This window comes from Bacteroidota bacterium, assembly GCA_039821555.1.
GTDB lineage: Bacteria > Bacteroidota > Rhodothermia > Rhodothermales > Rubricoccaceae > JBCBEX01.
This window is the reverse complement of the sequence record JBCBNX010000007.1, coordinates 61,356-87,013: the sequence shown is the minus strand read 5'-3', so window position 1 is coordinate 87,013 and position 25,658 is coordinate 61,356. Positions and strand designations below refer to the sequence as shown.

The following is a 25,658-nucleotide window of genomic DNA, read 5'->3' as shown; positions in this document are numbered from 1 at the left end:
GAGCAGCGTGTGCGTCAGGAATGCTTGCGTTGCCAGGCGTTGAGCCAGCCTTTGGCCTGCGTCCACTCGCGCGACACCGTACGCTCGCCGACGCCGAGCAGGTGCGCGGTTTCAGGGATCGTGTAGCCCCCGAAGAAGCGCATCTCGACGGTCCGGGCCCAGCGAGGGTGATCACGTTCGAGCGCCTTCAACGCCTCGTCGAAGGCCAGCGTCTCATCGAGGTGGATGCCAGAAGCCACGAGGTCACGGTCGAGCGTGACGCGGTGGAGGTCGCCGCCTTTGCGCCTCGTTGCGCGCTGCCGGGCGGCGTCTACCAGGATGCGCCGCATCACCTGGGCGAGCAGATGTTTGAGGTGGACCTGCGACTCGACGTCGAGGTCTTCCGCCTGGATCAGCCGGAGGTAGGCTTCGTGGACGAGCGACCCGGTGCTGAGGGTGGCGTTGGCTTCGCCACGGCGCACCGTCCGGGCCAGCCGAGTGAGTTCCTCGTAGGCCAGGCTCATGAGGTGATCGAACGTCTCCTTGTCCATGAGGACGGGGTGGGTAGAGGGCCGCTTGAGTGGGTCGAGGCGATCTGTAGCGACGCCTAGAGCAGGAAAGAAACGGCCCAGGTTCGCACGTGGGCAAACGGGAAAAGAGGGGGCGGCGATTCCGTGATGGCCTACCCGAATGGTGCCAGTGGTCGACCCAGCAGAATTCCGAATTATGTGCGACACGGCGTAGACGAGGGCGTCTACGGCCCCCAATCAGGCATCGAGCGCACGGGACTGGGCAATCCAGGCGTAGAAGGCAGCGTGCCAGCGAACCGCGGCGAGGATGCAGGCGCGCACAACCAGGGCAGACGCTTCCCGAAATACCTCAGTACAGCCTCAAAGGGGTCGGCGACGATCTACAGTACCCAAAAAAACGGCCCGAACGCGATGTACGGGCCGTTTCCGGGGTGGAGCATAGCGGATTCGAACCGCTGACCTCTACAATGCCATTGGGTCGGGAGCGGGGTGCTACACCCCTCGAAACGGCCCGTATGCGCTCTATTCGCCGCTCAGGCTCTGCCGATCCATGCCAGATCATGCCACTTCTTGCCTGCTTTGGTGGCCCATGTGCGGCCCGCCCTGAGGCTCCTGCACGCCAGCCGAGACAGCGATCGGTGGGAAGATGCGCCGCGCTTCGTCGACGAGCGACTCTGGGCGGAGGTGTGCGTACTTCATCGTCGTCTTGAGGTCGGCGTGGCCCATGATCTCCTTGAGCCGGTAGAGGTCGCCGCCGCGCTGCACCCACCAGCTCGCGAAGGTGTGGCGGAGGCTGTGGAAGCGGAGGGCTTCGGGAAGGCCCGACAAACGCCGGTAGTGCCGGAAGCGCCGTGAGGCGTAGTCACCGGCGAGCGCCTTCCCCGTGGCACCGCGGAGGACGGGGGTGCGAGCACCGGGCTTGCCCGACCGGCTGCTAGCGCAAGCCTCAGCGTGGAGACGTTCGAGCACCGGCGCGGCCTCGCCAACGATGGGCACGGGGCGCTTACGGCCGCTCTTGGTCGTGAAGTCGTCGGTGTTGCGCACGTGGAGTACGCCTGCGTCGAAGTCCACGGCTCCCCAGCGAAGCGCGGCGAGTTCTCCCAGGCGCAGACCCGAGCCGACTGCCACGCGCACCGCGTCGAGCAGCCAGCGGTTGCCGCCCTCCATCTGCTGCATGGCCGCGTCGGCCTCAATGCAGGTGACGAGGCGCGCGAAGTCGTCCACGCTCAGGAATGGGATCTCCTCTTCGCGGCGGTCTTGCTGGCTGCGTGCTCGGCGTCGCTCCGGCATCGGCGAGCGCTCGACGAGCCGCTCCTCGACGCACCACGCGAAGAAGATGCGCAGGCGGTCGGCGTGGTTCTTCGTGGTGGCCGGGCTGCGGGGCGTGCCCTTCGGCGTGGGGAGTGCGAGGTACGCCTCGACGTGGCGCGGCTCAACGCCGTAGAGTGGGAACGCTGGGGCAAGCTGGCGAGCGAAGGGGTTGAGGATGCTCCCGTAGGTTGCCAGCGTGGAGGGAGAACAGTGATGTGCCCGGTTTTCGAGAAAGCGCCCGACGGCCGACGCTACCGTCACGCCCTCCTCCTTCGGACGCTCTGCCCACGGATCGAAGTCGCCAGCGGCCCACGCCCGTTCCAGCTTCGTGAGCTTCGAGCGCGCGGCCTGCTTGTCGCGCGTGCCAAGCGCGCGTTCCTTGCGCTTCGGCCTGCGGTCGGCGTCGTAGAACACGGCGGCGTACCCTTTGAGCGAGCCGTCGGCACGGAGCTTCCTGCGTAGCGAGACACCCATCCTCAGCCCTCCAGTCCGTCCTGGTACGCGCGGTGGAGGCGTCCCCCGGTCTGCTGCACCTCGAAGGCGCGGAAGGCGTCGTCTCGCACCACGAAACAGGAGCGTCCGATACGGTACTCGCGCACGTCGCCGCGTTGGGCGGCGTTGCGGAGCGTCTGGGGGATGCAGCCTTTCAGGCGGGCTGCTTCATCGTAGGGGAGGAGGTCCGAGGCTAGCGGTGTCTGAGCCGTCGGCGCGGCGAGGTCGGGCATGGAGCGAGAGAGGAAAGAGGGTTTCATGGATGGTACTGACTGTGGGGTGTCACCTATAGGTCAGTAGCTTCACGGTGCGCTACCATTTAACCTTGCCGAGCAACCTATGAGTGGGGAAGAAGACAGACTTGGATGTGTCGTCTATCTCGACACCATCGCAGCACGAGAGGCGAGCCGGACCCCTCACAATTGGTCTCGGTGGGCGGATGCCGGATACAGCGAGATCCCTGCTGAGAGCGAGGTCTATCGCGGTGCCGGTGCCCGTTTTGACCGCATGCGTATTGACAAGTTGATGAGTGTTCGACGTGCTCTTAAAGAACTCTCGACGCTGTGGACAGCGAAGGCTTCGGCGAATCGCTCTGCCGCTCTTCACATAGGCAAGAATTTCGACGAGCACTCAACGGTTCTCCTCCAACTAGAGCACGCAGAAGCCTCCTGGATGCAAGGCGAGGCGCGCGTGCTGCGTGGAAGACTGGAGAAGGCGGCGGAGGAGTTTGAGTCGGCAGTCAGGACCGCTCATCTACACCTTCGCGCTTCCGAACTCAGCCTCGCGCAACAGGCCGTCGGCCTGCCCAATTCGAGCGAGCGTGCTGTCGATAGTTGGGCTTCCGTTGGCGCTGACTCTCCCGATGTGAGCAATACGGGTCCAACCGATTATACCAGAACGGACGAGCGGAACGCGCGGGCTGTGACTTCCGCTCTGATGAAGACAAGGGAGTATGACAACCCTAAGGGGCTCTTCGCTGCCGTCGCGACAAACGCAGGCGTAACTCCCGCCACAATCATCGCGTGGGCGAAGAAGTGGCCCGAGGTCTACACAGGCCGAGAGGATAAATACGTGCCACGCATCGTGCGAGCGATTGAGGAGAGGGCGAATGACATCCTCGCTGAAAAAAAGCGAGGCGAAGTTGATAGCTACAATCCACACTGACGAGCCATCCTCCCAGATAGTTGATTCAGAGTTGATAGGAGCTTTCAACTTCTCCCGGATTCACCGACGCTGACCGACGCTGAACGACTGTGCAGTACTGATTCTGGTAATTCGGCCTTCAACTGCATCTACATGTACATAGTCCCACGCGCTACCGACCGCCGACCGTGACAGGGCGGCGAGCCGACCCCCAAGTATCCTGATGACCGTTCTGCTCGGCGCGGTCGCAGACCAGAGAAAGGTACCCTACGGTAGCGCGTTGGGTGCCTTTCTCGCGTTTACCCGTCTCGCTGCCATGCCTGACCCTCCACGCGATCACATAGGCCCCCACAGCGCCGCGCCTGAACGTCCTGACCTCGCTGGCCTAGCTGACCAACTCGCTGTTGTCTCGGCAAAGCTCGACGCGCTAAGCCTCCAACTCGACAAGCCCGTCGATCAACTCCTCACAGTGAAGCAGGTCGCGGACCGCCTCCAAGTAGGCGAGCGTACCGTCGAGCGCATCGTGTCGAGCGGCAAGCTGCGCCCGCTCTGGATCGAGGGGCAGCGCCGGTTCACGACGGCCGCGGTGGATGCCTACCTGCGCGACATGGCGAAGTCGTCGAAGCAAGGTGCGAGGCGCAAGACGAAGAGGGCAGCATGATGCGTGACGAACTCCGCCGGGGCATCGACCACGCGCTCGCCGCGCTGGCTGAGAATCCCGATCTCACCAACGCCGAGGTGTTGGCGCTCACGTTCGGACCGCCTGCCCTCTGTCCCCGTGCTCAGCGGCAGGCCAAAGCGCCCGCCGACGTGCAGGTAGGGAGCCGCACGGGTTTTCGCATGGCGCGGGGGGGACGCCGGACGGCGTGGGCCTTTCGCTCAGGGGTAGAGGCTGGTACAAGTCGAGGTGCGCTATGAAAGATGCCGCTGTAACGAGCTCGCCCGCCGTGAGCCTCTTTCGCCGCGCCAACCGCCCCCACGACGTAGGCGAGGGCACCGTCGGGACCGTGCTCGACGGTATCCGTGCCGGCCGCTGGGCTGACCCCGTGGCTGCCGTGCGTGCCGCCGGGACGAAGGAGGAGCGCAAGCGTCTGAAGATCGCCACGCTTCCCGCTACTGCCTTTAGCGGCACATTCCGCCGCCGCGCGAACGGCGCACTCCTCACACCCTCCGGCTTCGTATGTCTTGACTTCGATGACGTAGAGGACCCCGCAGCGCTGAGAGACAAGCTCGCCAGGCATCTGGACGTGTACGCGGCTTGGATTTCCGTCTCTGGCACGGGGGTGAAGGCGCTCGTCCGCGTCGAGGTTGTGGATCCTGTCACCGGCGAGTGTCGACTACCCGCCAACGATGCCGAGCATAAGGCCGCGTGCGCTGTTGTGTTCGCGCTCTTCCCCGAAGCCTCCCTCGACCAGGCGTGCAAGGACATAGCGCGACTCTGCTTTGTCTCACACGACCCTGACCTCCGAGCGAATCCTGACGCGCTCCCTGTCACCGTCGAGCTGGCACCCGGGGCGAATGAGGTTCCCGCCTCACGCGCCGCGCAGTCTGTGCCGACGATGGGCGACGATGTGCCGCTCACGCTCGGCGAGATCGCTACGCTGCTGTCTTGTCTCCGCAGACCAGCTGCATCCGGGGACTACGACTACTGGCTGTCCGTGTACGCGAACCTGATCGCGTTTTGCGGGGACAACGGCCACGGCGCCGAAGATGTCCGCCGTCTCATGGAGTCGTGGAGCCCATCACGAGAGCGAGGAGACTACCCACCAGGGAATCGTGATCTGAGACAGGGCCAGGCGGGCGCATTCGTGAACCTCCTGAAGGCTCAAGGGCTCCACTACCGGGACTGGCTGCGCGAGCGCTACGCACGACTGCGGGGCGATGAGACTCCGCGAGAGCGCCGACAGAAGACGCAGGAAGGCGCTGCCGCGGCGCTGACGAAGCGCCCCGTGCTCGACGTGCGTCCTGCCTCGACGTGGATGGAGGCCGCTGCGCTCGAACCCATCCCTCGGATGCTCTGGGGGCCGCTCTGGTTCGAGGGGGAGACCACCGTGCTCTTCTCCAGCACCAACGCCGGGAAGTCCGTCGGTGCCGTCCAGATCGCCGACGGCATCGCGTCGGGCTTTGGCGCGATGGGTCTGCCCTGCGAGGCCGGGCCGACGCGCGTGCTCTACCTCGATTTCGAAATGTCGCGCAAGCAGTTCGAGCGCCGCTACTCGCAGGACTTTACCGAGCCGCACCACTTTCACCCCAACTTTCTGCGCGCCGAGATCGACCCGGACGCGCTCGCCGACGAGGACCACTTCGACGCCGCCGTGCGGCAGGCCATCGAGGAGGCCGTCGAGACGTACGACGTGCGCGTGGTCGTCGTGGACAACCTCACCTTCATCGCGAGGCAGTCGCAGGAAGCGAAGGACGCACTCCCGCTAATGCGGGCGCTCTACCGGATGAAGCGGGAGCACAGCCTATCGCTTCTCATCCTCGGACACACGCCGAAACGCGACGGCACCCGCGCGCTCACACGCAACGACCTCGCAGGCTCAGCACACGTCGCCAACTTCGTGGACGCGATGGTGGGCCTGGGGCGAAGCGCGAAAGATCCGGCACAGCGCTACCTCAAGCAGATCAAGCAGCGCAGCACCGAAGAGGTGTTTGGGGCCGAACACGTGCTCGTCTTGACGCTGGAGAAGCGTGGGAGCTTTCTCGGACTGTGGCCGATCGGTACAGCCGAAGAGGCCGATCACCTCGCAGCACCGAGCTCTACGGAGAAGATGCATCGGGACAGCAGAATCCTGGCCTTGCGCGAGCAGGGGCTATCGTACCGGGATATTGCATTCAAGCTCTCCGTTTCGAAGACCACAATACAGCGCGTGGTAAAGAGTGCCGTGGAGGAAGGACGCTTGGCTGTCCCAGATCAGGTGTCCCACCCTGTCCCGCTTCCAGGTGTTGGTACACCTAAAAGCAATACGAGCGATAGTATAGGTGTACCAGGCTCCCCCCTTGCCCCTATGCATGGGGATGGTGCTCTCAAGCCTCCTGCTCTTCCTGGTACAGCTAAGTCGAGTTCCTACGATTGTCTAGGCGTCCCAGCGGGAGAGAAGGGGACAGGGTGGGACAGTGGTACAGCGGATCCGAATCCACTCGCGTCCTCGTCTGCCGCTGGCGTCGAGAAGCCCCCCGTGAACGCGCGCGTCGAGACGCCGGACGGCCCCGGCAGGGTGCTCTCGACCATCAAAGGGGTGCGCGTGCGGCTCGACCACGAGGAGCGTCAGCCGCCTTACGGCGTCGGCCGCTACGACCCATCCGAGGTGCGCCTCCTCGATCCATCTACCGAAGCCCCCTTCTGACCATGCGTACGCTTCAGCCCGACCTCGCAGATACTCGATCTGCGCTTCTCGGCGTCGATCCCGGTGCCGACCGCGCAGGCTTCGCCACGATGCAGCGCGGCGTCCTCATCAAGGTCTTCGACGCCCCGCTCCATGACGGCCTCGACTGGCTCGACAGCCACGCCCACACGTTCGGTGCGGCCGTTGTCGAGGACACGAGAAAGTTACCCGTGTTCGCACGCCACCGCGGCAAGGCTGGACGCGACCGCATCGCCCGAGGTGTCGGGCAGGTCGATGCAGCCACGGGCCTTCTCATCGACTGACTGCTCGCTCGTGGCGTGCCGGTCCTGACCTACACCCCGCGCGGGAAGTCGGGCAAGAAGTGGACGCTGGAGACCTTCCGCATGGCCTTTCCAGACTTCGACGTCCAGACCCACGGCGAACCCTCCCAACACGCGCTCGACGCCGTGCGCTGCATCGCAGGCCGCTCTGTGGCCACCGTGCTCGCACTTCCCGCCTGCCGTTTCCCCAAGCCTACCGAAGACCATGTCCTCTGATTCACGTATGCCAGAGCCGTTCAGCGAGGCGTGGCGCAGACTGCCCTACGCTGTCCGCTTTCCCACGATCTACGAGCTCTATCAGGTTGTCTCTGACGGCAAGAAGCCCACCGATGCTGAACTCGTCCAGGACGCGCGGAACTACATCTTGGGGGTGTGTCTGGAGACCAACAGCCCCACCGACGACTTCGACCATGCGAGTGACGACGTGATTCTCCACGTCGTCGAGAATCGCGTTCGCGCTGTTCTCGCTGGTGAGGCCCCGCCGCCCTCGCTGCCAACATCACTGCAGCACCCGATTTCCTTCAACTGAGTCCAACGAGAGCCATGTTTCCTTACCCAACGGCAGGCGTTCCAACGACAGACCCTCCGCCACGCTACAGCGGCATGAAACCGCGCCCTCCCAAGGTGCCAGCGGCCAAGGATACCCCCAACCGATCGGTGTTCGACGGCGGGCTGTTCGCAGGGATCGCCCGTGCGCCGGGTGGGTCGCCCTACGCCGACGCCATCGAGCGAACGCGCGACGAGCGCGAAGACCTCCGCGCCCGGATTGACCGAGCAGGACTGAGGCCGTCGCGTGCGGCGCTCGCTCTTCAGTTGGGCGGGGCGGCTGTCGGACTGATCGGCGGGCTCTCGGGCAACGTCGGCGTGGGCAACCTCGGTGTGGGCGTGGCCCGTGGCGCGCAGGCATTCGAGGGCCAGCGTATGAGCATGGCCGAGGCTGAGATGGAGGCCATGCGCGAGCAGTTGTCAGGGAGCTTCGAGCACGAGCGCCAGTTGCTCCTGAAGCACTACGGCCTGCAAGGCGACCAGCTCCTCATCGAGCAGCGCGCCCAGGCCGACGAGGACCTCCTCACGCTCCGCGAAGACCTCTACGGAAAGCGCCCCGACGTGCAGGCGCGAGTCAGGAAGACCGACGCCGACACCGGCCTTGTGGAGGCACGCACCGTCCTCACGAGCGAGCAGGCCGAGACCGAGCGCACCCTCCGGCCCCTCGAAGCTCGCACCGAGCGACGCCAAGGCGATGCCGCCGGAGCCCTCGCCACGCAGCGCAGTCGCGTCAAGGACCCCGAGGCCGTCCTCGACTTTGCCAGCCAGAGGCTTGCCGACGGGCGATTCACCGAGGAGCAGGCCCGTCAGTACGTCGAGAACGCGGGCCTCTCGCCCGACCTGCTACCACTCTCCGCCGCTGATCCGTCTCCAGCAGCCGAACCGCCCCCAGTGCCTGAGCCGCCCATCGGGTCTACCAACGGCGGTTTCGTGCGCCCTGGCGGTACCTCCGTTCCCATCACGCTCGATCTGCGCGAGCGGCTCGTGAAGATGCAGCAGGGGTTGATCGACGGCACCACCACCGAGGAGCAGGTCGAGCGCGTCCTCCGCGCTCTCGGCCTTGACCCGGATGCGCTCGAATAGGCTCGGCCTCCCTCGTTCTTTTTTCTGGTATACAACTGTATAACGGCTATGCTGACCCCTCCTCAGCCGCCGCGCTCGACAGCGGCACGCCCACGAAAGCGCCCCCTAGCCGAACGCCTCGGTGCGCTCCTCGCCACACTCCCGGACCCACAAGGTGGTGACCCACCGAGCAGTGACCCACCGCAAGGTGACCCACCGAGCGGAGACTCACCAACGCCGCGAGCGGCCGCACCGCTCGTCCGTGCCCATCGCCCAGCGCTCTACGACGAGGTGGGTGTCGAGGAGCAGGACCTCCCTGCGCCGATGCCACGCGGCTCCGTCCTCGCCGACGTGCCTGCCTACCGCGCTGTCCGTGGCCCCCAGGAGGCCGTGAGCGCCCCGGAGCCGACCGACCCCGGCCAGCGCCTCCGAGTGGACGAGGCGACGTACAACGCCGAGACGACCGCACTGGAGCGGCTATCGGCTCGCGTGCAACGGGGCGTGCTCAACCTGCGCAAGCTCCGCGAAGAGGGGCAACTCGGCAGCACCGTGCGCCGCCTTGCCGCGCTCGAAGCCGTCGAGGCAGGGGGACCGATCCCGGCCAACCTCGGCATGCACCCGATGGACGTCGTGGTCTACCGCGGTATGCCTGCCGAGGAGCGCCGCACCCTCATCGCTGACCTCCGCGAGCAACTCGGCACCGGCACGGAAGACGTGGCCGACGTAGACGCCCGCCTCCAGGCAACGGAGGAGACCGCACCCACCAGCCCCGCCACGCGCGCCATGCTGGAGGCGGAGACGTTCGGTGGGGCTGTCGACGCCCTGCGGGTCAACCCCGCCGGTGTTGCGGCCGAGGTCGTGCTCGGCAGTGCGCCGAGTGCCGTGCCGTCGCTTGCGGCTGCCGGAGCCGGGGGTCTTGCCGGTGGTCCTGCTGGCGCTGCCATTGCGGGAGGCACCGCGAGTGGAGCCACCGACTACAGCGCGAACTTCCTGGCCGCGCTCGAAGCGGAGGGCATCGACCCGACCGACCCCGAAGCGCTCGCCCAGGCCATCGCCGCCGATCCCGCGCGCGTGTCACGCGCGCACGCACGCGCACGCGAGGGAGCCACGATCATCGGAGCCGCCGATGCCGCCTCGATGGGCGTAGCGGGGAAGACCCTCGTGCCCGGTCGCACCGTCGCACGTCGCCTCGGCAACGCCGCCACCCAGGCCACAGCGGGGGGCACGCTCGGCATGGCAGGCGAGGCCGCGCGTCAGCAGGTCGTAGACGGCGAGCTACGCCCCGGCGAGGTCCTTGCCGAAGGACTCGGCGAACTCGCCCAGGCTCCCGTCGAGATCATCGCCGCGAACGCCCGCGCGCTTGGCGCTCCAGACGTCGCTGAGGCGAGCGTAGCCACTGAGACGCCCACGAGGTCGGACGAGGCTCCGGTCGTGCCGGAGGGCGCAGTGAGCGAGGCCGAGGGACTCGTCGACAACCCACCTCGCGCCGCCGGTGCCGTCGTGCCGGACGGCGTGGTCCGCCTCACGCGCCACGCCGTGGACCGCACTCGCGCGTCTCTGCGCAGCCGGGGCGACCTCCCCCAGCCCGCCTACGAGGCGAGCACCGCCGCCGAGGGTGAGGAGTCGGCCCTCGTGAAACGCACCGCTGCCACCCTTGCCGACTTCGACCGCGCCGTACGCGAGGGCTACGGCACCAAGCCGGACGACCTCGACGCTGAGACCCGCACCGCACTCGATGAGGCTGTCAGGACGGGGCGGGGAATCGACACGCTCCCGCCCTCGGTGCAGCCGGTCGTCGTCGCCATGCGCCGCCAGGCCGAAGCTCTCAGCCGCCGCCTCATCCGTGCGGGCGTGCTCGATGGGACCGCAGAGGCGGCACTCGACGCCAATGGAGGCGCGTTCATCCGCCCGCGCTTCCGTGCGGGTTCTGATCCCGACTGGGCGGCCACGGTGCCGGACGACGTGAAGCACCGCGCCCGTGCGCTCCTCGCCTCGAAGTACCCCGACCGCACCCCCGCCGAGGTCGACGGCCTCCTCGGTGCCATGCTCGAAGGCGAGGCGTCGAGTCCGCTACGCCACCTCACCGCCCAGCGGATCGCGCCCAAGCGTATCCAGCAAGCCGCCTCGGCTCCGCTCCCCTCGGTGCTGCGCGCCTACCTCGGCGAGTCGAACGACGCCCGCGCGTCCTACGCCGCCGCGATGGCCGAGCTGGGCAGCCTCGCCGCCGAACGCGACTTCTTCGACCAGGTGCGCCAGGCAGGGGCAGCAGACGGAAACGGCCGCTTCCTCTACGATCAGCCCACCCAAGGGCCCGACGGCACGCTCTACACGACGCCCGTGGACAAGCTGGGGACCACCGTAGGCGCTCCGCTGAGGGGCCTCTACACGACGCCGGAGATTGCCCGCGCCCTCGGTGAGGTCGAGTCGCCCCGCGCCTCCCGCATCCCCGCACTCATCCTCCAGGCGACGGCCGGCGTGAAGTTCGGCAAGACCGTGCTCTCGCCTCTCACGCAGGTGCGCAACGTGCTCGGCAACGTGGGCTTCGCTGTCATGCAGGGGCATCTCGGGCGGGATACGCCGCGTGCCGCTGTCGAGGCTGCGAAAACGACGTGGAGCGAACTGCAGAAGGGGAGAGGGTCAGGCGAGAAGCGCCGGGCCTACGCCGAGCGCCTCGCCCGACTGGGCGTGCTTGACGAGTCCGTGCGCGCCGGTGACCTCGCAGGTATCTTCGCCGACGCGGGGCTGATCGCAACGGGGGCTGCCACGTTGCCGAACCAGAGCACCAGCATCGGCGCGAAGGCGAAGCAGGCCGGTCGTACCTCCGTGGAGTTGGCCACGCGCCTCTACCAGGCCGGAGACGCCGCATGGAAGGTCTACGCCTTCGAGATGGAGCGCGCCCGCTACGCCCGAGCGCTGCCCCAAGCGAGCGCCCAGGCCCTCGACCGTATCGCGGCGCGCGTCGTGCGCGACACGTACCCGACCTACTCGAAGGTGCCCCAGGCCGTGCAGAAGCTCCGACGCCTGCCTTTCTTCGGGCCGTTCGTCTCGTTCCCCGCCGAGGTCTTCCGCACGACGTACCACACGCTGCGCCTCGTGCGCGACGACCTCGCGGACCCTCGCCGCCGCCCGATCGGTCTCTCTCGCGCCGCCGGTGTCCTCACCCAGGCCACCATCACCGGGGCTGCGGCCACGGGCGCGCTCGCCTTCTCAGGGCTGACCGAGGACGACGAGCGCGACGCCCGCCGCCTCCTACCCTCGTGGGACCGCAACGGCACCCTCGTCTTCTGGAAGGACGGCACGGGCCAGCCGGGCAGCTCTGAGGACCTACGCTACACCAACCTCGGCTATACCGACCCGCACGCGATCCTGCGCGAGCCCGTGATCGCCGTCGTGCGTGGCATGGAACGCGCCCCAGGTGAGCCGCTCACCGACACGGACCTCCTTAGGCTCTCGCTCGACGCTACGAAGCCGCTGTTGGCTCCCTTCACGAGCGAGGACATCCTCGCAGGCCGCATGCTCGACGTGCTGCGCAACCGCGACGAGTACGGGCGCGAGGTCTACGACGCTGACCGCCCCGAGGCATGGACGGAGGCTGTCCTCACGCACCTCTACGAGGGCATCGAGCCGGGCCTCCTCCAGCAGGCGCGGCGGCTCCAGACGGCGACTGAGGACCAGGAGACGCGCCTCGGACGCAAGTACGCGCTCGCCGACGAGGCACGGGCCTACCTGACAGGATCCAGGGTGCAGACGCTCGACGTGCGCCGGGGCTTCAGCTACCGAGGTCTTGCACTGCAACGTGCGCTCTCGGCCTCGTCGGGGCGGCTCTCGACACTCCTGACGCAGGCTGAGGAGCCGACCGATGAGGAGATGACCGAAGCCCTCACCGTGGCGCTAGAGGCACGCCGCCGCGCCTTCGAGACAGCAGGCGATGACTACCAGGCCGCTCTCAACCTCGGCACAAGCGAGGACCGCGCCGAGCGCATCCTCCGCGCCGCCACGAGCGAGGAGACCGCCGCCGCCGTGCGAGCCGGGCAGGTGCGCCCCCTCGACGTGTCCCGCCTCGGCAGTGGACGCCAGAAGCGTGCCGCTGCAAGGAACGCGAACGCCGAAGTGCGGACGCTCACGCGCCGCCGTGCTGCGCTGGAGGAGTTGCTCACTGAGATGCAGCGCGAAGAGGTCGAGGCGTACGTCGCATGGCGCAGGGCCACAGGCGCGATCAGCGAGGACAAGGCCCGCGAGGCACTCCGCACCTTCGGCATCGAGCCGGACGGTGCCAGGGCTTCGAGCAGCAACGAGTCCAACGACGGTTCCGAATAGCCCCCCCCCCTCACTGAAAGACCAGACACATGGCTAACCCCAACCCTGATGCTGCACGTGCCCGCCGAGGCAAGGCTGCGAAGCGTCGCCAGCGTGCCGAAGACTCAGGCACGCTCGACGACCTACGTACTGTCTTGTGGAGCGCCATTGAGCGCGTCGAGAAGCTGACCGAGAGCGAGGACGCAGCCCAGGTACTCAAGGCTACGCACGCCCTCGTGCAGGCTTCTGGGACCTACGTGAAGGTGGTAGAGGCAGCCGAGCTCGAAGCGCGGCTTGACGCCGTCGAGAAGGCCCTCGCCGAAGGAAAGGCCAGTGCCTCATTCCAACAACCACGGGCAGCGGCCTAGTTGCTCGACATCCACGATGAACCGATGAGACTCAAGACCCGACTCGACCGACTGGAGAAGCAAATGGACACCCAAGAGGCGGACCTCAATGCTGCGCTTTCAGGGAAAGGGACCTTCGTAGTCCGCACCGACGAGGACGCGCAGCTTGTGCGGTCTCGATGCAAGCTGTCTCAGCCCGGTGGGCCCCTCGCGATCTACCGACGGAGAGGACAGACGCAGGAAGAGCACGCAGCAGAACTGGAGGAACTGCGTCGAGAGTGGGAGCGCGATCCTCGGCCTACGTTCGCAGGCTTGAAGAGGCTAGGGGCGATCCGCGACGAAAGACCCAAGCGAGGACTAGACTGGTACTTCCGCAAGCGTCCTACCCAAGAGGCTTCCTCGGAGAGTCACTGACGCTCGCTCACTGCTCCAGGCTTCATGGGGATCCCAGCGCTATCGGCGCTCCATGGGGTTTCCCGAAGAAACCGAGTGTCATGGGGTTTCCAACGAAACCCCTTCGTCATGGGGTAGCCCTCGTGACCGGGTAGAGATGGCAGAGTGACCTGATTGAGTCTGCGGTGCCTACCTGTAGGTGAAATTGCTCGGAGCGGCGTGCAGGCAATTGGTTGAGATCAATGAGCGACCATGAAGCGCTGTGTCTCTATCATGGAGGCACCCAACGCACGGCACACGTAGAGGCCGCTGGAGAGTTCGCCAACGCTGACGCTCAGGCGGCGCGCTGTGCCTGCGGCAAGCAGACCGTCGTGCAGGGTCGCCACGTGCCGTCCGAGCATGTCGAAGACGTCTACCCGGACCTCTTGCGTGGACTCGACCTCTAGGAGAAACTGTGTGGTACTACTTGCGGGATTGGGGTGAGCAGTCGAGAGCGCAAACCCCCGCGCTGCATCAGCCTCGGTATTGGGGATCGAGATCTGGTATGCCTGAACCCAGAGGTCTTCGTCGAAGAGGTACGGGTTGATGTTGCCCTGGTACTTCGCAATCCGCGCTGTCCGTAGCACCTCCTCTGGGGAAACCGGGTCTTGCAGGCTCCAGAGTGCAAATTGGACGAGTCTGTCAAAGAAGAAGTCGTCCGCAGCAGTGCCGATTGCAGGCTCATAAACCGAGTGGATATACATGAGCGCGCGGGCGATGTCTCCCTTGACCGACTCCCTCGGCTCAAACGCACCCGAGGCGGCCTCACTCCAGAGGTCTCGGTCTACAGTAGGCGGCTCCGACTGGGATTGGTCTAGGTAATACCAGGCTGTGGCTAGATCGTCATCGATGTCGCTGTAGGGGTTGTTGCCACGCGCTGAGTTGACACTCGCCCGCGCCGGGTAGAGTCCATACATGTCGCTCACCTGGGGCTCCTCTCCCATACCAAGAGACCGGGGCCAGACGTGCTCCGCGTTCATGCCGTTGTTGAAGAGGTGCAACGACGGGTCAACATCAGGGGGCAGCTCTACCGCGAAGTCAGTGTAGATGCCTCGCACGAAGCCGTCCGCGTCGGCCTCCACTACAGCGTAGAGGGTGTCTCGTGCATCGATGGAGCCTAGCGTCCGTGCTGAGTACGTCTCTCGAAGTTGCTCACGGGCTTCTTCAAGAGTGCCGCTGATCGAAGCAGAACCCATCACCCCACCAAAGAAGGTGTGAGACGCTGTGAGCGTGCCGTCACTGGCAACGATGACGAACTCGTAGACACCAAACGCATCGGGGGGACTTGTCCACTGAAGCTCACCCGAGGTGCTGAGGGTCGCGCCCTCGGGTCCGCTGGTAAGCTCGAAGGTGACCGGGTTGCTGTCGGGGTCATCAGCCTCGAACGTCACAGGGCTGCCAGTCAGAATACCCGCCTGGGGTGCCAGCGCGAAGAACGGCGGACGGTTTGGGATGTCATTGAAGACCGTGAGCTCTGCTGTTGTCTGGACCTGAGTCTGTCCGTCGCTCGCTTCGACCGTGACGGTGAACGCTTGATCCGCTTGCGTGATGGTCGGCGTCCAGGTGAAGCGGCCAGCGGCATCAATGCTCGCTCGCTCTGGGGCCTCGATGAGGCGGTACGTGAGGGCATCACCGTCGGTGTCTAGCGCGTCGTAGTCGAAGATAAAACCGCTCTCGGCCGCGACCCGCCGGTCGGAGAGAGCATGCGCAAAGAAGGGGGGCACGTTGCCCCCTTGATCGAGCACAGTGAATGCAGCGGGAAAGGACTGGCGGTCACTATCGCTGCCCGACCAGTTCTCAGGGTCAGAGATGGCCGCTAGTAGCTCGCTGCGGCTACCCATGATTGGTCCATCGTAGGTGACGTTGTCGCGCTCGTCCACGGCGAGAGCCGTCCTACCGTTGAGCAGTCCTGGAGGAAGGGCCGAGGTATTGGACGAGGTGGCGTTTGCTTGCCAAACATCCCCTTCGACGTTGAGCGCGTAGAGGAAAGACGGAGTGTCCTCCGAGCCAACGTAGGCGAGGACTTGGTCACCGGAGGCTGAAAACGAAACGCCTGAAGGGCCTTCGACGGAAACGACAGTGCCGGGGTCGAGTCCACCTGAGGGGACCGTATAGATGAACGTGCCCTCGCTTGCACGAAAGCCACCCCTGGCCTGCCAGCCGTTGTCGGTGAAGCGGAGTTCGGTGCCTTCGGCGAGAGGCGAGAGCGCAGCGAATGCAAACGCATCCGGGTCATCGGCGTTGAACCCCACGATGGCGAGGTCGCCAGGTGCAGGCCGGGCATTCCGCTCGCACTGGCCCTGGGCAGGGGCCATCACGTCAACGGGGTCGCTACAGCCGGAGCCATTCGAGCCAAGATTGATGCTCGCACCTGCTGCGATGAGACGATAGAGGCCACACGCGCACTCCGACAGGAGCGGACTATCCGAGATGAAGATGCCAAAGCCTGGACGCCGGAACGAGACCGAGGCCAGTCCATCAACGCTCGTGAGAGCGGGGTTGAACTGGATAAATGCGTCTCCGTCCAGCAGCGCCAGGGAGGCGAACCCGTCGAGGTTTTCGAGGGAGTCGTTGTAGTAGATGCCGAGACCGCCGACTTCCTGGAGGCTGTGGAGCCCATCTACATTTCTCAGCAGGGCGTTGTCGTTCAGAGAGAAGCTGTCCCCAACAGAGGTAAGACTCCCAAGCCCGTCAAGCGTGACTAGGTCGTTCGTCAGGAGAATCGTGAAAGAGCGGGTGACGGATTCGAGTTCGCTCAGGCCCGCTAGGCTCGTAATGGGGCCGTTGTCTGCGCGGATGGTGAGTGTGCCTTCCACATGCGTGCAGGCAAAGCTGTCCACGGCCTCTTGACTGGTGAGCTCATAGGTCCCTTCGCACGTCTGCGCGGCAGCGATACGAGGGAGCCCCAGGGCAAGAAAGGCGAGAGCAAGCAGGAAGCGATGCATCAGCAGCGGGGTGACGTTGGGAAACGAGCGCGTGCCGTCTAGGGCGGTGCTAGTAGTGCCGTTCGGTATAGGCCGGAGGATACTAAGCACAAAGCGAAATGGGTAGTATGGATGCTGTGTATCCCTACCTTGGGCCATGACCTTCGACCTCGACCGACCGCTCTCCGTCCCCAACCTCTGGCTCCGCGCTGGGAGGCACCAGCGTGCGCAGGGCGACTGCGAAGCACGAGACGGGACCGTGTCACCCTACACCGACGGCGACGCCGTGAGCGAGGCGCTACGGGCGGCGGTGCGCCTCCGCACCGGCCGACGGGTGTTCGCCCCCGCTACGACCATCAAGGAAGCCCTCGTGGACGTGGAGGGCTACTGTGTCATGCCGGAGTGGTACGATGATGCTGCTGAGCTTGCTCGTGAGACGCTACGGGCGCTCTACAAGCTCGACGGAGCCGACGACGTCCAGACGTGGACTCTCTACACGGAGGCAGCGCGGCGGCTAGGCGTGCCAGGTGAGGCACCGATCGCTCTCGTGCCCGGTCGTCCTGTGGGCGCGGCGTAGGCCGAGGCATGACAGGGTGGGTGTCACCCTGGGAGCGCTCCTTCCGCCATGTCACGCCCGCTCCCTATCGAAGGCATCACGCTCGCCGAGGCCCTCGCTGTCCTTGAGGTTCGCTACAGTGGCGTCTATTGCCGCAGGAGCCGCAGCGTCGTACCGGTGCGTGAGCGGGTACGTGCTGACCTCGGGACGTACGAGGATGGGGCCGAGGTCGTGCCGCTGAAGAGCACGGTGTCGCTCGTGCCAGGCTTTTCGCTGTGTTGGGCTGGTCAATGGTTCGTCGAGCAGGAGCATGGGTCGCTTGCATCGGTCGGCATCTACCACACGCTACACGGATTTCCGTGGCATGCAGTGCAGTCGTGGCCGTTTGTGCGAGGATGCCAGTGAGTAGGCGTCAGCGCGGCTCGACGGGTGCCGAGTCTCGCGCGTCGAGGTTGACGAGGTAGTAGAATCCGTAATCGCCGATCATCGAGAACTGTACATAGATCCGGTCGCCGTAGCTCCAGTACGGCTCGTCTTCTGCGAGCCACTCGCTCCCGTCCGAGAGTTCGATGAGTGGCCCCTCGATCTCGTAGATCACCTCGAAGTCGTCGGCACCGCAGACCTCCATGACGGTGTCGTGCTCGACCGCGAACCGCGTACCCTCGACCTGGCGAGCGTAGTGCTCGTAGAAGAAGGCGTCGATGGCGTACTGATCTTGCATCGACATCTCGTCGATCCCGAGCCGCTGCCTCAGGTTGTCTGGCATGGCGGAGACGCCGATCCACTCTTGCCCGAACACTGTCGGCGCGAAGACGAGGAGGGCAAGGAGAGGGAGCACGATCCGGTTCATGGGTGGGCGTGGCTGAAACTCGCTGGTCAGGACGAGCATAGTCTACCACTGCTGTCCGCCCCTCGGGGTAGATGGTGAACCGGCCCCGGCGCGTTGCACCGCGTCGGGGTTTTTCGTGTCACGGCTTCACGTCCTTCGCCATCGTGGCGATCTCGCGGGCGTGCTCCTTCAAGGCCTCGCGCAGGCGGGTATGCTCGTCAAGAGTGAGTTCGCGCTCGCGGTTGACGGCAGCGTACCACGCCGATTCGGAGATGCCCGCAGCCTCGACGACGCGGCGGAGGATGACGACCCCTTTGAAGAGGTCGGAGAAGTCACGGGCGGTCATGATCTGCTGGGGTGAGATGCGCGAAAGTGGGCAAGGTGAATGTAAGAAAAAGGTTGGCATAGTCGCAAGGTTTAGCTTGACATTTGCAATGTAAAACCTTACATTGGTATCAGTTCAAGGGCGGTGCAACGCCCACCATTTCAACCCCTTCTGGTTCACCATCATGACGATCAGCCTCACCATCCCTTCGACGCGCTACGGTCAGATTCGCGTCACCGCCGACATCGCCCCCGACGACTATCGTATAGGGTACCTCACCGACGGCACGGGGCGTCCCTTTCCCGGCACCGTCGAAGCCGACGTGCTCGAAGAGGTTGAGACGGCCATCGAGTTCGAACTCCAGTGCGCCCGCTATGACGAGATGATGCGCAACGCCGACGACATGGCGCTCGCGTCCTGCCACGCCTAGGAGCACACGCAGCGGGGCAGGGGCTTCGGTCCCTGCCTCACCTTCCGAACTCAACCCCGCACCATAGGTGCTCTGACCATGCCCATCTGTCCGCTCCGTACCCTCGACGACCCCGCCGACCTCGATCGCTACCTCCACCTCAAAGCCGAGATCAAGCGGCTCACGGCGGAGATGAAGGAGCTCGAGCCCGTCATCCTGAACAGCCTCATGGATGAGGACGGGGACCGCGCCGAACATCTCGGCTGCGTGCTCGAAGTCCGCACCCGCCGCCGCTGGTCCTACTCGGGCTATGTGGACCAACTCGCCGACGAGTTGAAGGCGACCAAGAAGCTGGAGGAAGCCAACGGCACCGCCAAGCTCGAAGCCGTCGCCGCGCACATCGCCGTGACGTTGCCGAAGAAACAGGACACAGCGCCGACTACTGCCTAAGCCGATTCCCCTCAGACCAGCGAGACGTCTCGCTGGTCGCATCCCCTCCGACCGATGAATACAAACGCCCATCAGGACGCCGATCTGCGCGAAGAAACCGAACGCAGCCCAGAGACGCGCGCGCTCCTCGATGCAGCGGCGCGTCTCCTCTACGCCGCTGCGGCTCGCCATGCCGCCCAGTACTGGGGCTATACGATTCCGACTCCAAGCGACGCAGGCTCGTTCGCACTTCAGGCCCTCGCCCGTGCCACTGCCCAACTGGCAGTGACGGACACGCTTCGCGTTCGAGCTCGGCAGGCTTGCTTTCGGATATCTCCGCAGGTCCACGCTATCACCGGCGAGGCCCTCAAAATCCCTCGCGGTACTGTTTTCGTAGCGGCCGAGTACGATGCCGTCGTTCAGCAAGCGGGGGGGGCACTCGAACGCGAACTTGAATACGTGCCCATCGAGTGGCCCTATGCACAGGAGGGAGCGGAGGAGGTGCAGCGAGAAGCAGCCAAGCGCTCGCTGGTCCGCGCCGAAGACACGTGGTTTCAGCACGTTCAGCCCCTTGTGGTGCTCGAAGCGCTGGCAGCCGCTGACGAAGTTCCCGTCGCCTGGCCCAACGTCTTCGCGCTCAACAAGATGGCGCAGGAACTGGGAGAGGAGCACGCCCGCAAGGCAGCATGAACCACCACCCAGCGAGGTCTGGCCCTGACGGGCTAGCCTCGCGGGACATACTCCACCTGACGATGAGTGACGACGCCCAACAGCCCGACCCCGCAGCGATCGGCGTAGCCCTCCAGCGCCTCCCCGCTGTGCTCGCAGCCCTTTCATCATTGCCTGATGAGCTCGAGCGCCTTCGAACGGACGCAAACCATCTGGCCGCAGCAAAAGCGCTACTCGACGTTGTTGAAAAGCCCCTAAGGCCTCATCATTCGTACCTGCCGAAGCACGCCGCTGTGCTCCTCGGCATCAAGCCCAATAGCCTCAACAGCGGCAAGTACAGCACACTCCCGCGAGGTACGTCCGGGAGTATCCTCGGCATCTGGATCATGGCCGCCCAGGGTGTCGTGAGCTACGATGAAGCAAAAGCCTACGTCGAGGCTCGACGCAGTGCAGTCCTCGCTCTGACCAAGAAAGCCGAAAAGACAGCAACTGGCGAGCGGTAGTGTCCGAAGTGTCCTGGAGGATTTCGCGTGCTCGCTGAAGGCCCCGTCGGTACCGCGCTAAGTCCTGCATCGCGCTACCCCTTGGTGGCCCATGTGCGGCCTGGTATTGGTTGAAGCCTCACATCTCCGAAAGCGAATCGCCCCTCAGATCGGCCTTGTTGGCGTCTGAGGGGCGATTCTGAGGGTGTGGAGCATAGCGGATTCGAACCGCTGACCTCTACAATGCCATTGTAGCGCTCTACCAACTGAGCTAATGCCCCGGACAGGACGACAAACATAGGGCGGCTGCGTTGCACTGGGCAAGCCTTCCGTCTGCGAAGATCGCGTGGCGACCCCTTGGTAGGCTAATTCAGAGGCGAGGCATCCCTAGCTTCTGGCTTCCTTATTCCCGGCCCAGCCCGCTGCCCGATGTCCCGCCTGCTCGTCGCCAAGTTTGGCGGCACGTCCGTCGCCACGCCCGAACGCATCCGCCACGCGGTCGCCCTCGTCCGGGACACGATGCCGGCTACGGCACGGCGCTTGGTCGTGGTCTCGGCGATGGGGCGTGCATCGGCTGGGCAGCGCGGCGTCACGGACACACTCCTGGAGGCGATTGCGGCGGCGCTCGACCGCACTGGCGAGCACCGCGCGCGCCTCGAAGCGATCCGGCGGCGCTACCTCGACGCGGTGGCCGCGCTGGCACCACTGGAGGAGCGGGCTGAGCTGCGCGCCGAACAGAACGCGCTCTGGGGCGAGGCGGGCGACCTCCTCGACGGCGTGTGGCTCCTGCGCGAGTGCACCCCGCGCACCCGCGACGCCATTCTCAGCTTCGGCGAGCGCGCCAACGCGCCCCTCACCGCCGCGGCGCTCCGCGAGTCGGGCGTCGCCGCGCAGGCCCTCGACGCGCGCGCACTCATCCGCACAGACAGCCGCTTCGGCCACGCTGCCGTCGACTTCGAGATCACGCGCGACCTTACCCGGGCGGCGTTCGCAGGTATGCCTACTTACGCGGTGGCGGTCGTGACCGGCTTCATCGCAACAGACTCCAACGGCGTCACGACGACCCTCGGGCGCTCCGGGAGCGACTACACCGCCACGATCCTCGCCGATGCCCTCGACGCAGACGAGGTGACGATCTGGACCGACGTCGACGGCGTGCTGACGGCCGACCCGGGTCTTGTTTCCGAAGCGCAGACGCTGAACTACCTCAGCTACAAAGAAGCGGCCGAGCTGGCCTACTTCGGCGCGAAGGTGCTCCATCCGCGTACCATGCAGCCGGTCGCGCGCAAGGCGATCCGCCTCATCACGCGCAACACGATGGATCCGGCCGCGCCAAGCACCGTCATCGGGCCGTCGCAGCCGCCCACGGGACGAGACACGGTGAAAGCCGTCACGTCGATCCGCGACGTGGCGGTGCTGGTCCTCGAAGGGGCGGCGCTCTACCAGCACCCGCGCGCGTCGAGCGAGGCGCTAGCGGCGCTCACGGGGGCGTCGGTGCCCGTGCTGATGCTCTCGCAGGCGTCGAGCGAGCAGAGCTTGTGCGTGGTCGTCTTCGGCGCGGACCGAGAAAAGGGGCTCGCAGCGCTGCGCCGCGCGTTCGCTGCCGAAGTGGCTCAGGGCGACGTGCTGGTGTCGGCGCTGGAGCAGCCGCACGCGCTCGTCGCGGTCGTCGGCGAGGCGATGCGGCGCCAGGTCGGCGTGGCGGGGCGCATGATGGCCACGCTCGGCAAGGCGGGCATCAACATCACCGCCATCGCCCAGGGATCGAGCGAACTCAACATCTCGGTGGCCGTCGCCGATGCCGACACGCCGGCAGCGGTGCGGGCGCTCCACGAGGCGTTTCCGATGAACCGCCTGCGCGCCCATCTCGCCGTCGTGGGCGTGGGCGTCGTTGGGGCCGAACTCCTCGATCAGCTTGCCGCGCAGACCGTCCCGCTACTCGAACACGTCGATCTCAACCTCAAGCTGGTGGGGCTCTCGTCGTCGAAACGGTCGGCTTTCGACGCGGCAGGGTTCGACGCGGCCGAGTGGCAAACGGCGCTCGAAGCTGGCAACGGGAGCGGCGTAGACTCCCTCGTCGATGCGTTTCTGGACGCGCGGCTCGAACGCAAGATTCTGGTGGACGCGACGGCCTCGGCCAATGTGGCGCGGCGCTACCCGCACCTCCTCGAAGCGGGAATTGCCGTGGTGACGCCCAACAAGCGTGGCAATACCCTCGACGCGGATTTCTACGCCGACATCCGCCGCGCGGCGCGGCTCCACCGGGCGCCGTACCTCTACGAGACAACGGTGGGTGCAGGGCTGCCGGTCATCTCGACGCTGCGCGACCAACTCCGCTCCGGCGACCGGGTGCGCCGCATCGAAGGGGTGTTCTCGGGCACGATGGCGTTCCTGTTCAACGCGCTCGCCGACGGCATGGCCTTCTCCGAGGCGGTTCGTGAGGCAAAGGCGCGCGGGCTGACCGAGCCTGACCCCCGCGACGACCTCGGTGGGGAGGACGTGGCGCGCAAGCTGCTCATCCTCGCCCGAGAAATGGGTCTCGACGCCGAGATGGCGGATGTGCAGGTGGAATCGCTCGTGCCTGAGCGGCTCCGCGGTGGCTCCGTCTCCGTCGAGGCCTACCTCGACGGCATCGCTGCGGACGATGCGGCCTGGGCTGAACGCCTCGAAGCGACGCGCGCGGAGGGCAAGCGGCTGCAGTTCGTCGGGCAGATCATCGAAGACGGCAACGGCTGCTCGCTATGCGTGGGGGTTCAGGCCGTCGGGCCGGACTCGGCGCTCTACACGCTGCGCGGCACCGACAATCTCATCGTCTACACGACCGACCGCTACCTCGATCGCCCGCTCGTTGTCCAAGGGCCCGGTGCCGGGCCTGCGGTGACGGCCGCCGTCGTCCTCGCTGATGTGATCCGCGCGGCGGAACTGATGAGCTAGCGGGGATTTAGGATTTGAGAGGTTCGATGTACGATAGCTCTCGCATTCGGCTCAGAAATCGTACACTAGAAATCGGAAATCGCCCATTACCATGAAGGCCTACCGCACCTCTGTCAAGATCAAGCTCGGGCTGATCCTGGCAGCGGTGGCGATTGCGGTGGGGTCGCTGGTCTACACCAACAACCTCGCCGAGCGCATCATGGAGCGCGAGCGCGGCGCGATCCAGCTTTGGGCGTCGGCCATCGAGTATCAGGGCACGGCGAGCACCTCGGGCAACCCGTATGCCGTCGAATTGCGCGACCTGGCTGAGATGGTGCGCGAGGGGCGCCTGGGCCTCGACGACGCAGCGCAGCGCGACTCGCTCGCGGCGGCCGTCGCCTGGGCGCGCAGCCAGCCGACGAGCGAAGAACTCAACTTCGTGTTCAACGAGGTCATAGAGCCCCAGCGCTTCTCCGTCCCGGCCATCATCACCGACACGGCCACGACGGTCGTCTACGTCGCCAACAACGTGCGCGTGGACTCCGCGCGCGGGGATGCCGCCGTGCAGGCCGAACTCCTGCGCCGCGCCGCCGCGTTCGACGCCGTCCACGAGCCGATCCGCATGAGCCTCGGCGGGGGCGTCGAGCAACTCGTTCACTACGGCGAGTCGGACCTGGTGCGCGTGCTGCGCAGCTTCCCCTACGTGCAACTCGTCGTCGTGGGGCTGTTCATTCTCGTGGGCTACCTCGGCTTCAGCTACGTGCGGCGCAACGAACAGTCGAGCCTCTGGGTGGGCATGGCGAAAGAGGCGGCTCACCAACTCGGCACACCGCTCTCCAGCATGATGGGCTGGATCGAACTCTTGCGGCTCCAGAACGACGAGGACGAGGCGACCCTGATGGCCGCCGACGAACTCGATAAGGATGTGGAGCGACTCAAACGGGTGGCCGATCGGTTCCAGAAAATTGGCTCCGTTCCGGAGGTACGTCCGCAGGTGGTCGCGCCGGTGGTGGAAAACGTGGCGGCCTACGTGCGCCGCCGCGTCCCGCAGCAGGGCCGGAGCGTGACCGTCGAGACCGCCGTCCCCGACGACCTCGTCGCCGAACTCAATCCGGACCTCTTCGAGTGGGTGATCGAGAACCTGCTCAAGAACGCCCTCGATGCGATGCCGGGCGATGGGACGATCTCCGTCACGGGAAGCCGCGTGGGTGACGCGGTCGTGCTCGACGTGCGCGACACAGGCAAGGGTATGGACCGCGCCACCGCCCGCCACGTCTTCCGCCCTGGCTTCTCGACCAAGAAGCGGGGATGGGGGCTGGGTCTGAGCCTCGCCAAGCGCATCGTCGAGGACTACCACGGCGGCACGCTCACGCTGCTCGACACCAAGCCGGGGGTGGGGACGTGTTTCCGGATCCGCCTCCATGCGGCCGTCATGGTGCTGGAGGGCGATGGGGCCGCTGGGGCGCTTCCGGATCGCCAAACGCCGACAGCTACGTCAGGGAACCCCCCGCACGCGGCGCCTTGAGCCGTGCCTGCCCGCCGCCTATCTTCCCCGTCCTGACCCGTCGCTCGTCCTCCTTCCAACGCAACCGACACCCCCGATGCGTCTCGTCCTCTTCGGCCCGCCAGGCGCGGGCAAGGGCACCCAGGCCAAACTGCTCGCCGAGGGCCAAGCCCTCACCCATCTCTCGACCGGCGATGCCTTCCGTGCGGCTATTAAGAACCAGACGCCCGTGGGGATGGAAGCCAAGCGCTTCATCGACGCTGGCGACCTCGTGCCAGACCGGGTGACGAACGGCATCGTGGACGAGTACCTCGCCCGCATCAACTACGGCGACGTGATCTTCGACGGCTACCCGCGCACGGTGCCGCAAGCCGAGTTCCTCCTCGACCTCCTCGATGAACACGAGGCGCCGCTCGACGCCGTCGTGAGCCTGCAGGTGCCGGACTCGATGATCGTAGACCGGCTGAGCAAGCGCCGCATGGACAAAGAGACGGGCGCGATCTACCACCTCGACTTCAAGCCGCCGCCCGCCGACTTGCCCGCCCAGCGCCTCCTGCACCGCGCGGACGACCAGCCCGAGGCCATCCAGAACCGCCTCACCGTCTATCACGCTGACACCGCGCCCGTCGAAGAGGTCTTTGCTCAGCGCAGCCTCGTGGTGCAGGTCGACGGCACGGGTACGATGGACGACGTCCACCAGCGCATCCTCGACGTGTTGGCAGCGAAGGCTGCGTAGACGTGTTGGCAGCGAAGGCTGCGTAGACGTGTTGGCAGCGAAGGCTGCGTAGACGTGTTGGCAGCGAAGGCTGCGTA

25 protein-coding genes and 1 tRNA gene are annotated in these 25,658 nt (G+C 65.9%); 19 read left to right on the top strand and 7 right to left on the bottom strand.

The window, feature by feature from the left end; genetic code table 11:
* Positions 1–14: 14 nt before the first annotated feature.
* The 3 genes from AAFU51_10400 to AAFU51_10390 all read right to left on the bottom strand — a co-directional run bounded on the left by AAFU51_10400 (position 15) and on the right by AAFU51_10390 (position 2,572).
* Complete coding sequence (locus tag AAFU51_10400) at positions 15–530, bottom strand: ECF-type sigma factor (GenBank protein ID MEO1571668.1); 516 nt, start codon at positions 528–530, stop codon at positions 15–17.
* Between the two features lie 537 nt (positions 531–1,067).
* Positions 1,068–2,294 (bottom strand): site-specific integrase, encoded by a 1,227-nt coding sequence (locus AAFU51_10395; GenBank protein MEO1571667.1) that lies wholly within the window; start codon positions 2,292–2,294, stop codon positions 1,068–1,070.
* A gap of 2 nt (positions 2,295–2,296) precedes the next feature.
* The gene (locus AAFU51_10390) at positions 2,297–2,572 is read right to left on the bottom strand and encodes a hypothetical protein (GenBank protein ID MEO1571666.1); all 276 of its coding nucleotides are present in this window, start codon (positions 2,570–2,572) and stop codon (positions 2,297–2,299) included.
* Between the two features lie 247 nt (positions 2,573–2,819).
* On the opposite strand from AAFU51_10390, the gene AAFU51_10385 reads away from it, so the two are divergent.
* The 10 genes from AAFU51_10385 to AAFU51_10340 all read left to right on the top strand — a co-directional run bounded on the left by AAFU51_10385 (position 2,820) and on the right by AAFU51_10340 (position 13,394).
* On the top strand, positions 2,820–3,476 hold the full coding sequence (locus tag AAFU51_10385; GenBank protein ID MEO1571665.1) for a hypothetical protein: 657 nt from the start codon (positions 2,820–2,822) through the stop codon (positions 3,474–3,476).
* A 295-nt stretch (positions 3,477–3,771) separates the two neighbouring features.
* Positions 3,772–4,116: a helix-turn-helix domain-containing protein gene (locus tag AAFU51_10380; GenBank protein MEO1571664.1), complete on the top strand. Its 345-nt coding sequence runs from the start codon at positions 3,772–3,774 to the stop codon at positions 4,114–4,116.
* Positions 4,116–4,373, top strand: coding sequence for a hypothetical protein (locus AAFU51_10375; protein MEO1571663.1), 258 nt, complete (start codon positions 4,116–4,118; stop codon positions 4,371–4,373). The genes AAFU51_10380 and AAFU51_10375 overlap by 1 nt, the downstream gene beginning before the upstream one ends.
* 29 nt (positions 4,374–4,402) lie before the next feature.
* On the top strand, positions 4,403–6,802 hold the full coding sequence (locus AAFU51_10370; GenBank protein ID MEO1571662.1) for an AAA family ATPase: 2,400 nt from the start codon (positions 4,403–4,405) through the stop codon (positions 6,800–6,802).
* 2 nt (positions 6,803–6,804) lie between these two features.
* Complete coding sequence (locus tag AAFU51_10365) at positions 6,805–7,104, top strand: hypothetical protein (protein MEO1571661.1); 300 nt, start codon at positions 6,805–6,807, stop codon at positions 7,102–7,104.
* A gap of 15 nt (positions 7,105–7,119) precedes the next feature.
* Complete coding sequence (locus tag AAFU51_10360; protein ID MEO1571660.1) at positions 7,120–7,338, top strand: hypothetical protein; 219 nt, start codon at positions 7,120–7,122, stop codon at positions 7,336–7,338.
* The gene (locus AAFU51_10355) at positions 7,328–7,651 is read left to right on the top strand and encodes a hypothetical protein (GenBank protein ID MEO1571659.1); all 324 of its coding nucleotides are present in this window, start codon (positions 7,328–7,330) and stop codon (positions 7,649–7,651) included. Before AAFU51_10360 ends, AAFU51_10355 begins: the two co-directional genes overlap by 11 nt.
* Positions 7,652–7,725: 74 nt before the next feature.
* Positions 7,726–8,751 (top strand): hypothetical protein, encoded by a 1,026-nt coding sequence (locus tag AAFU51_10350; GenBank protein ID MEO1571658.1) that lies wholly within the window; start codon positions 7,726–7,728, stop codon positions 8,749–8,751.
* Between the two features lie 48 nt (positions 8,752–8,799).
* Complete coding sequence (locus tag AAFU51_10345; GenBank protein MEO1571657.1) at positions 8,800–13,047, top strand: hypothetical protein; 4,248 nt, start codon at positions 8,800–8,802, stop codon at positions 13,045–13,047.
* A gap of 29 nt (positions 13,048–13,076) precedes the next feature.
* A complete protein-coding gene (locus AAFU51_10340) occupies positions 13,077–13,394 on the top strand; it encodes a hypothetical protein (protein ID MEO1571656.1) in 318 nt (105 codons plus the stop codon).
* Between the two features lie 611 nt (positions 13,395–14,005).
* Here AAFU51_10340 and AAFU51_10335 read toward each other — a convergent pair.
* The gene (locus AAFU51_10335) at positions 14,006–16,750 is read right to left on the bottom strand and encodes an endonuclease (GenBank protein MEO1571655.1); all 2,745 of its coding nucleotides are present in this window, start codon (positions 16,748–16,750) and stop codon (positions 14,006–14,008) included.
* A gap of 136 nt (positions 16,751–16,886) precedes the next feature.
* Here AAFU51_10335 and AAFU51_10330 point away from each other — a divergent pair, with 136 nt between their 5' ends.
* Together AAFU51_10330 and AAFU51_10325 are read left to right on the top strand one after the other, a co-directional pair.
* Entirely contained in the window at positions 16,887–17,306 is a 420-nt protein-coding gene (locus tag AAFU51_10330) for a hypothetical protein (protein ID MEO1571654.1), read from the top strand.
* Between the two features lie 48 nt (positions 17,307–17,354).
* Entirely contained in the window at positions 17,355–17,690 is a 336-nt protein-coding gene (locus tag AAFU51_10325) for a hypothetical protein (GenBank protein MEO1571653.1), read from the top strand.
* A 7-nt stretch (positions 17,691–17,697) separates the two neighbouring features.
* Here the strand turns inward: AAFU51_10325 and AAFU51_10320 are convergent, their stop codons facing one another.
* Positions 17,698–18,174 (bottom strand): hypothetical protein, encoded by a 477-nt coding sequence (locus AAFU51_10320; protein MEO1571652.1) that lies wholly within the window; start codon positions 18,172–18,174, stop codon positions 17,698–17,700.
* A 79-nt stretch (positions 18,175–18,253) separates the two neighbouring features.
* Positions 18,254–18,460 (bottom strand): hypothetical protein, encoded by a 207-nt coding sequence (locus tag AAFU51_10315; GenBank protein MEO1571651.1) that lies wholly within the window; start codon positions 18,458–18,460, stop codon positions 18,254–18,256.
* Positions 18,461–18,623: 163 nt separating this feature from the next.
* Between AAFU51_10315 and AAFU51_10310 the strand changes: the two genes are divergently transcribed.
* The 4 genes from AAFU51_10310 (at position 18,624) to AAFU51_10295 (ending at position 20,449) form a co-directional block, all read left to right on the top strand.
* The gene (locus tag AAFU51_10310) at positions 18,624–18,869 is read left to right on the top strand and encodes a hypothetical protein (protein MEO1571650.1); all 246 of its coding nucleotides are present in this window, start codon (positions 18,624–18,626) and stop codon (positions 18,867–18,869) included.
* A 78-nt stretch (positions 18,870–18,947) separates the two neighbouring features.
* Entirely contained in the window at positions 18,948–19,298 is a 351-nt protein-coding gene (locus tag AAFU51_10305) for a hypothetical protein (protein MEO1571649.1), read from the top strand.
* A 54-nt stretch (positions 19,299–19,352) separates the two neighbouring features.
* Positions 19,353–19,967 carry a hypothetical protein gene (locus AAFU51_10300; GenBank protein MEO1571648.1) on the top strand — a complete coding sequence of 205 codons (615 nt, stop codon included), beginning with the start codon at positions 19,353–19,355 and terminating at the stop codon, positions 19,965–19,967.
* On the top strand, positions 19,964–20,449 hold the full coding sequence (locus AAFU51_10295) for a hypothetical protein (protein ID MEO1571647.1): 486 nt from the start codon (positions 19,964–19,966) through the stop codon (positions 20,447–20,449). The genes AAFU51_10300 and AAFU51_10295 overlap by 4 nt, the downstream gene beginning before the upstream one ends.
* Before the next feature lie 187 nt (positions 20,450–20,636).
* On the opposite strand, the gene AAFU51_10290 is transcribed toward AAFU51_10295, so the two are convergent.
* Positions 20,637–20,709 (bottom strand) — tRNA-Ala (locus tag AAFU51_10290).
* Between the two features lie 148 nt (positions 20,710–20,857).
* Here AAFU51_10290 and thrA point away from each other — a divergent pair.
* From thrA to AAFU51_10275, 3 genes are all read left to right on the top strand, one after another.
* On the top strand, positions 20,858–23,362 hold the full coding sequence (thrA, locus tag AAFU51_10285; GenBank protein ID MEO1571646.1) for a bifunctional aspartate kinase/homoserine dehydrogenase I: 2,505 nt from the start codon (positions 20,858–20,860) through the stop codon (positions 23,360–23,362).
* A gap of 91 nt (positions 23,363–23,453) precedes the next feature.
* On the top strand, positions 23,454–24,866 hold the full coding sequence (locus AAFU51_10280) for a HAMP domain-containing sensor histidine kinase (GenBank protein MEO1571645.1): 1,413 nt from the start codon (positions 23,454–23,456) through the stop codon (positions 24,864–24,866).
* A 76-nt stretch (positions 24,867–24,942) separates the two neighbouring features.
* Positions 24,943–25,581 carry an adenylate kinase gene (locus AAFU51_10275; protein MEO1571644.1) on the top strand — a complete coding sequence of 213 codons (639 nt, stop codon included), beginning with the start codon at positions 24,943–24,945 and terminating at the stop codon, positions 25,579–25,581.
* Positions 25,582–25,658 lie beyond the last annotated feature (77 nt).

Coding starts and splice junctions, on each gene's coding strand:
- AAFU51_10335 (MEO1571655.1), bottom strand. CDS start 16,750: ATGCATCGCTTCCTGCTTGCTCTCGCCTTTCTTGCCCTGGGGCTCCCT.
- AAFU51_10315 (MEO1571651.1), bottom strand. CDS start 18,460: ATGACCGCCCGTGACTTCTCCGACCTCTTCAAAGGGGTCGTCATCCTC.
- AAFU51_10305 (MEO1571649.1), top strand. CDS start 18,948: ATGCCCATCTGTCCGCTCCGTACCCTCGACGACCCCGCCGACCTCGAT.
- AAFU51_10375 (MEO1571663.1), top strand. CDS start 4,116: ATGCGTGACGAACTCCGCCGGGGCATCGACCACGCGCTCGCCGCGCTG.
- thrA (MEO1571646.1), top strand. CDS start 20,858: ATGTCCCGCCTGCTCGTCGCCAAGTTTGGCGGCACGTCCGTCGCCACG.
- AAFU51_10280 (MEO1571645.1), top strand. CDS start 23,454: ATGAAGGCCTACCGCACCTCTGTCAAGATCAAGCTCGGGCTGATCCTG.
- AAFU51_10340 (MEO1571656.1), top strand. CDS start 13,077: ATGGCTAACCCCAACCCTGATGCTGCACGTGCCCGCCGAGGCAAGGCT.
- AAFU51_10275 (MEO1571644.1), top strand. CDS start 24,943: ATGCGTCTCGTCCTCTTCGGCCCGCCAGGCGCGGGCAAGGGCACCCAG.
- AAFU51_10320 (MEO1571652.1), bottom strand. CDS start 18,174: ATGCTCGTCCTGACCAGCGAGTTTCAGCCACGCCCACCCATGAACCGG.
- AAFU51_10295 (MEO1571647.1), top strand. CDS start 19,964: ATGAACCACCACCCAGCGAGGTCTGGCCCTGACGGGCTAGCCTCGCGG.
- AAFU51_10325 (MEO1571653.1), top strand. CDS start 17,355: ATGTCACGCCCGCTCCCTATCGAAGGCATCACGCTCGCCGAGGCCCTC.
- AAFU51_10365 (MEO1571661.1), top strand. CDS start 6,805: ATGCGTACGCTTCAGCCCGACCTCGCAGATACTCGATCTGCGCTTCTC.
- AAFU51_10345 (MEO1571657.1), top strand. CDS start 8,800: ATGCTGACCCCTCCTCAGCCGCCGCGCTCGACAGCGGCACGCCCACGA.
- AAFU51_10400 (MEO1571668.1), bottom strand. CDS start 530: ATGGACAAGGAGACGTTCGATCACCTCATGAGCCTGGCCTACGAGGAA.
- AAFU51_10395 (MEO1571667.1), bottom strand. CDS start 2,294: ATGGGTGTCTCGCTACGCAGGAAGCTCCGTGCCGACGGCTCGCTCAAA.
- AAFU51_10330 (MEO1571654.1), top strand. CDS start 16,887: ATGACCTTCGACCTCGACCGACCGCTCTCCGTCCCCAACCTCTGGCTC.
- AAFU51_10390 (MEO1571666.1), bottom strand. CDS start 2,572: ATGAAACCCTCTTTCCTCTCTCGCTCCATGCCCGACCTCGCCGCGCCG.
- AAFU51_10355 (MEO1571659.1), top strand. CDS start 7,328: ATGTCCTCTGATTCACGTATGCCAGAGCCGTTCAGCGAGGCGTGGCGC.
- AAFU51_10300 (MEO1571648.1), top strand. CDS start 19,353: ATGAATACAAACGCCCATCAGGACGCCGATCTGCGCGAAGAAACCGAA.
- AAFU51_10385 (MEO1571665.1), top strand. CDS start 2,820: ATGCGTATTGACAAGTTGATGAGTGTTCGACGTGCTCTTAAAGAACTC.
- AAFU51_10350 (MEO1571658.1), top strand. CDS start 7,726: ATGAAACCGCGCCCTCCCAAGGTGCCAGCGGCCAAGGATACCCCCAAC.
- AAFU51_10380 (MEO1571664.1), top strand. CDS start 3,772: ATGCCTGACCCTCCACGCGATCACATAGGCCCCCACAGCGCCGCGCCT.
- AAFU51_10310 (MEO1571650.1), top strand. CDS start 18,624: ATGACGATCAGCCTCACCATCCCTTCGACGCGCTACGGTCAGATTCGC.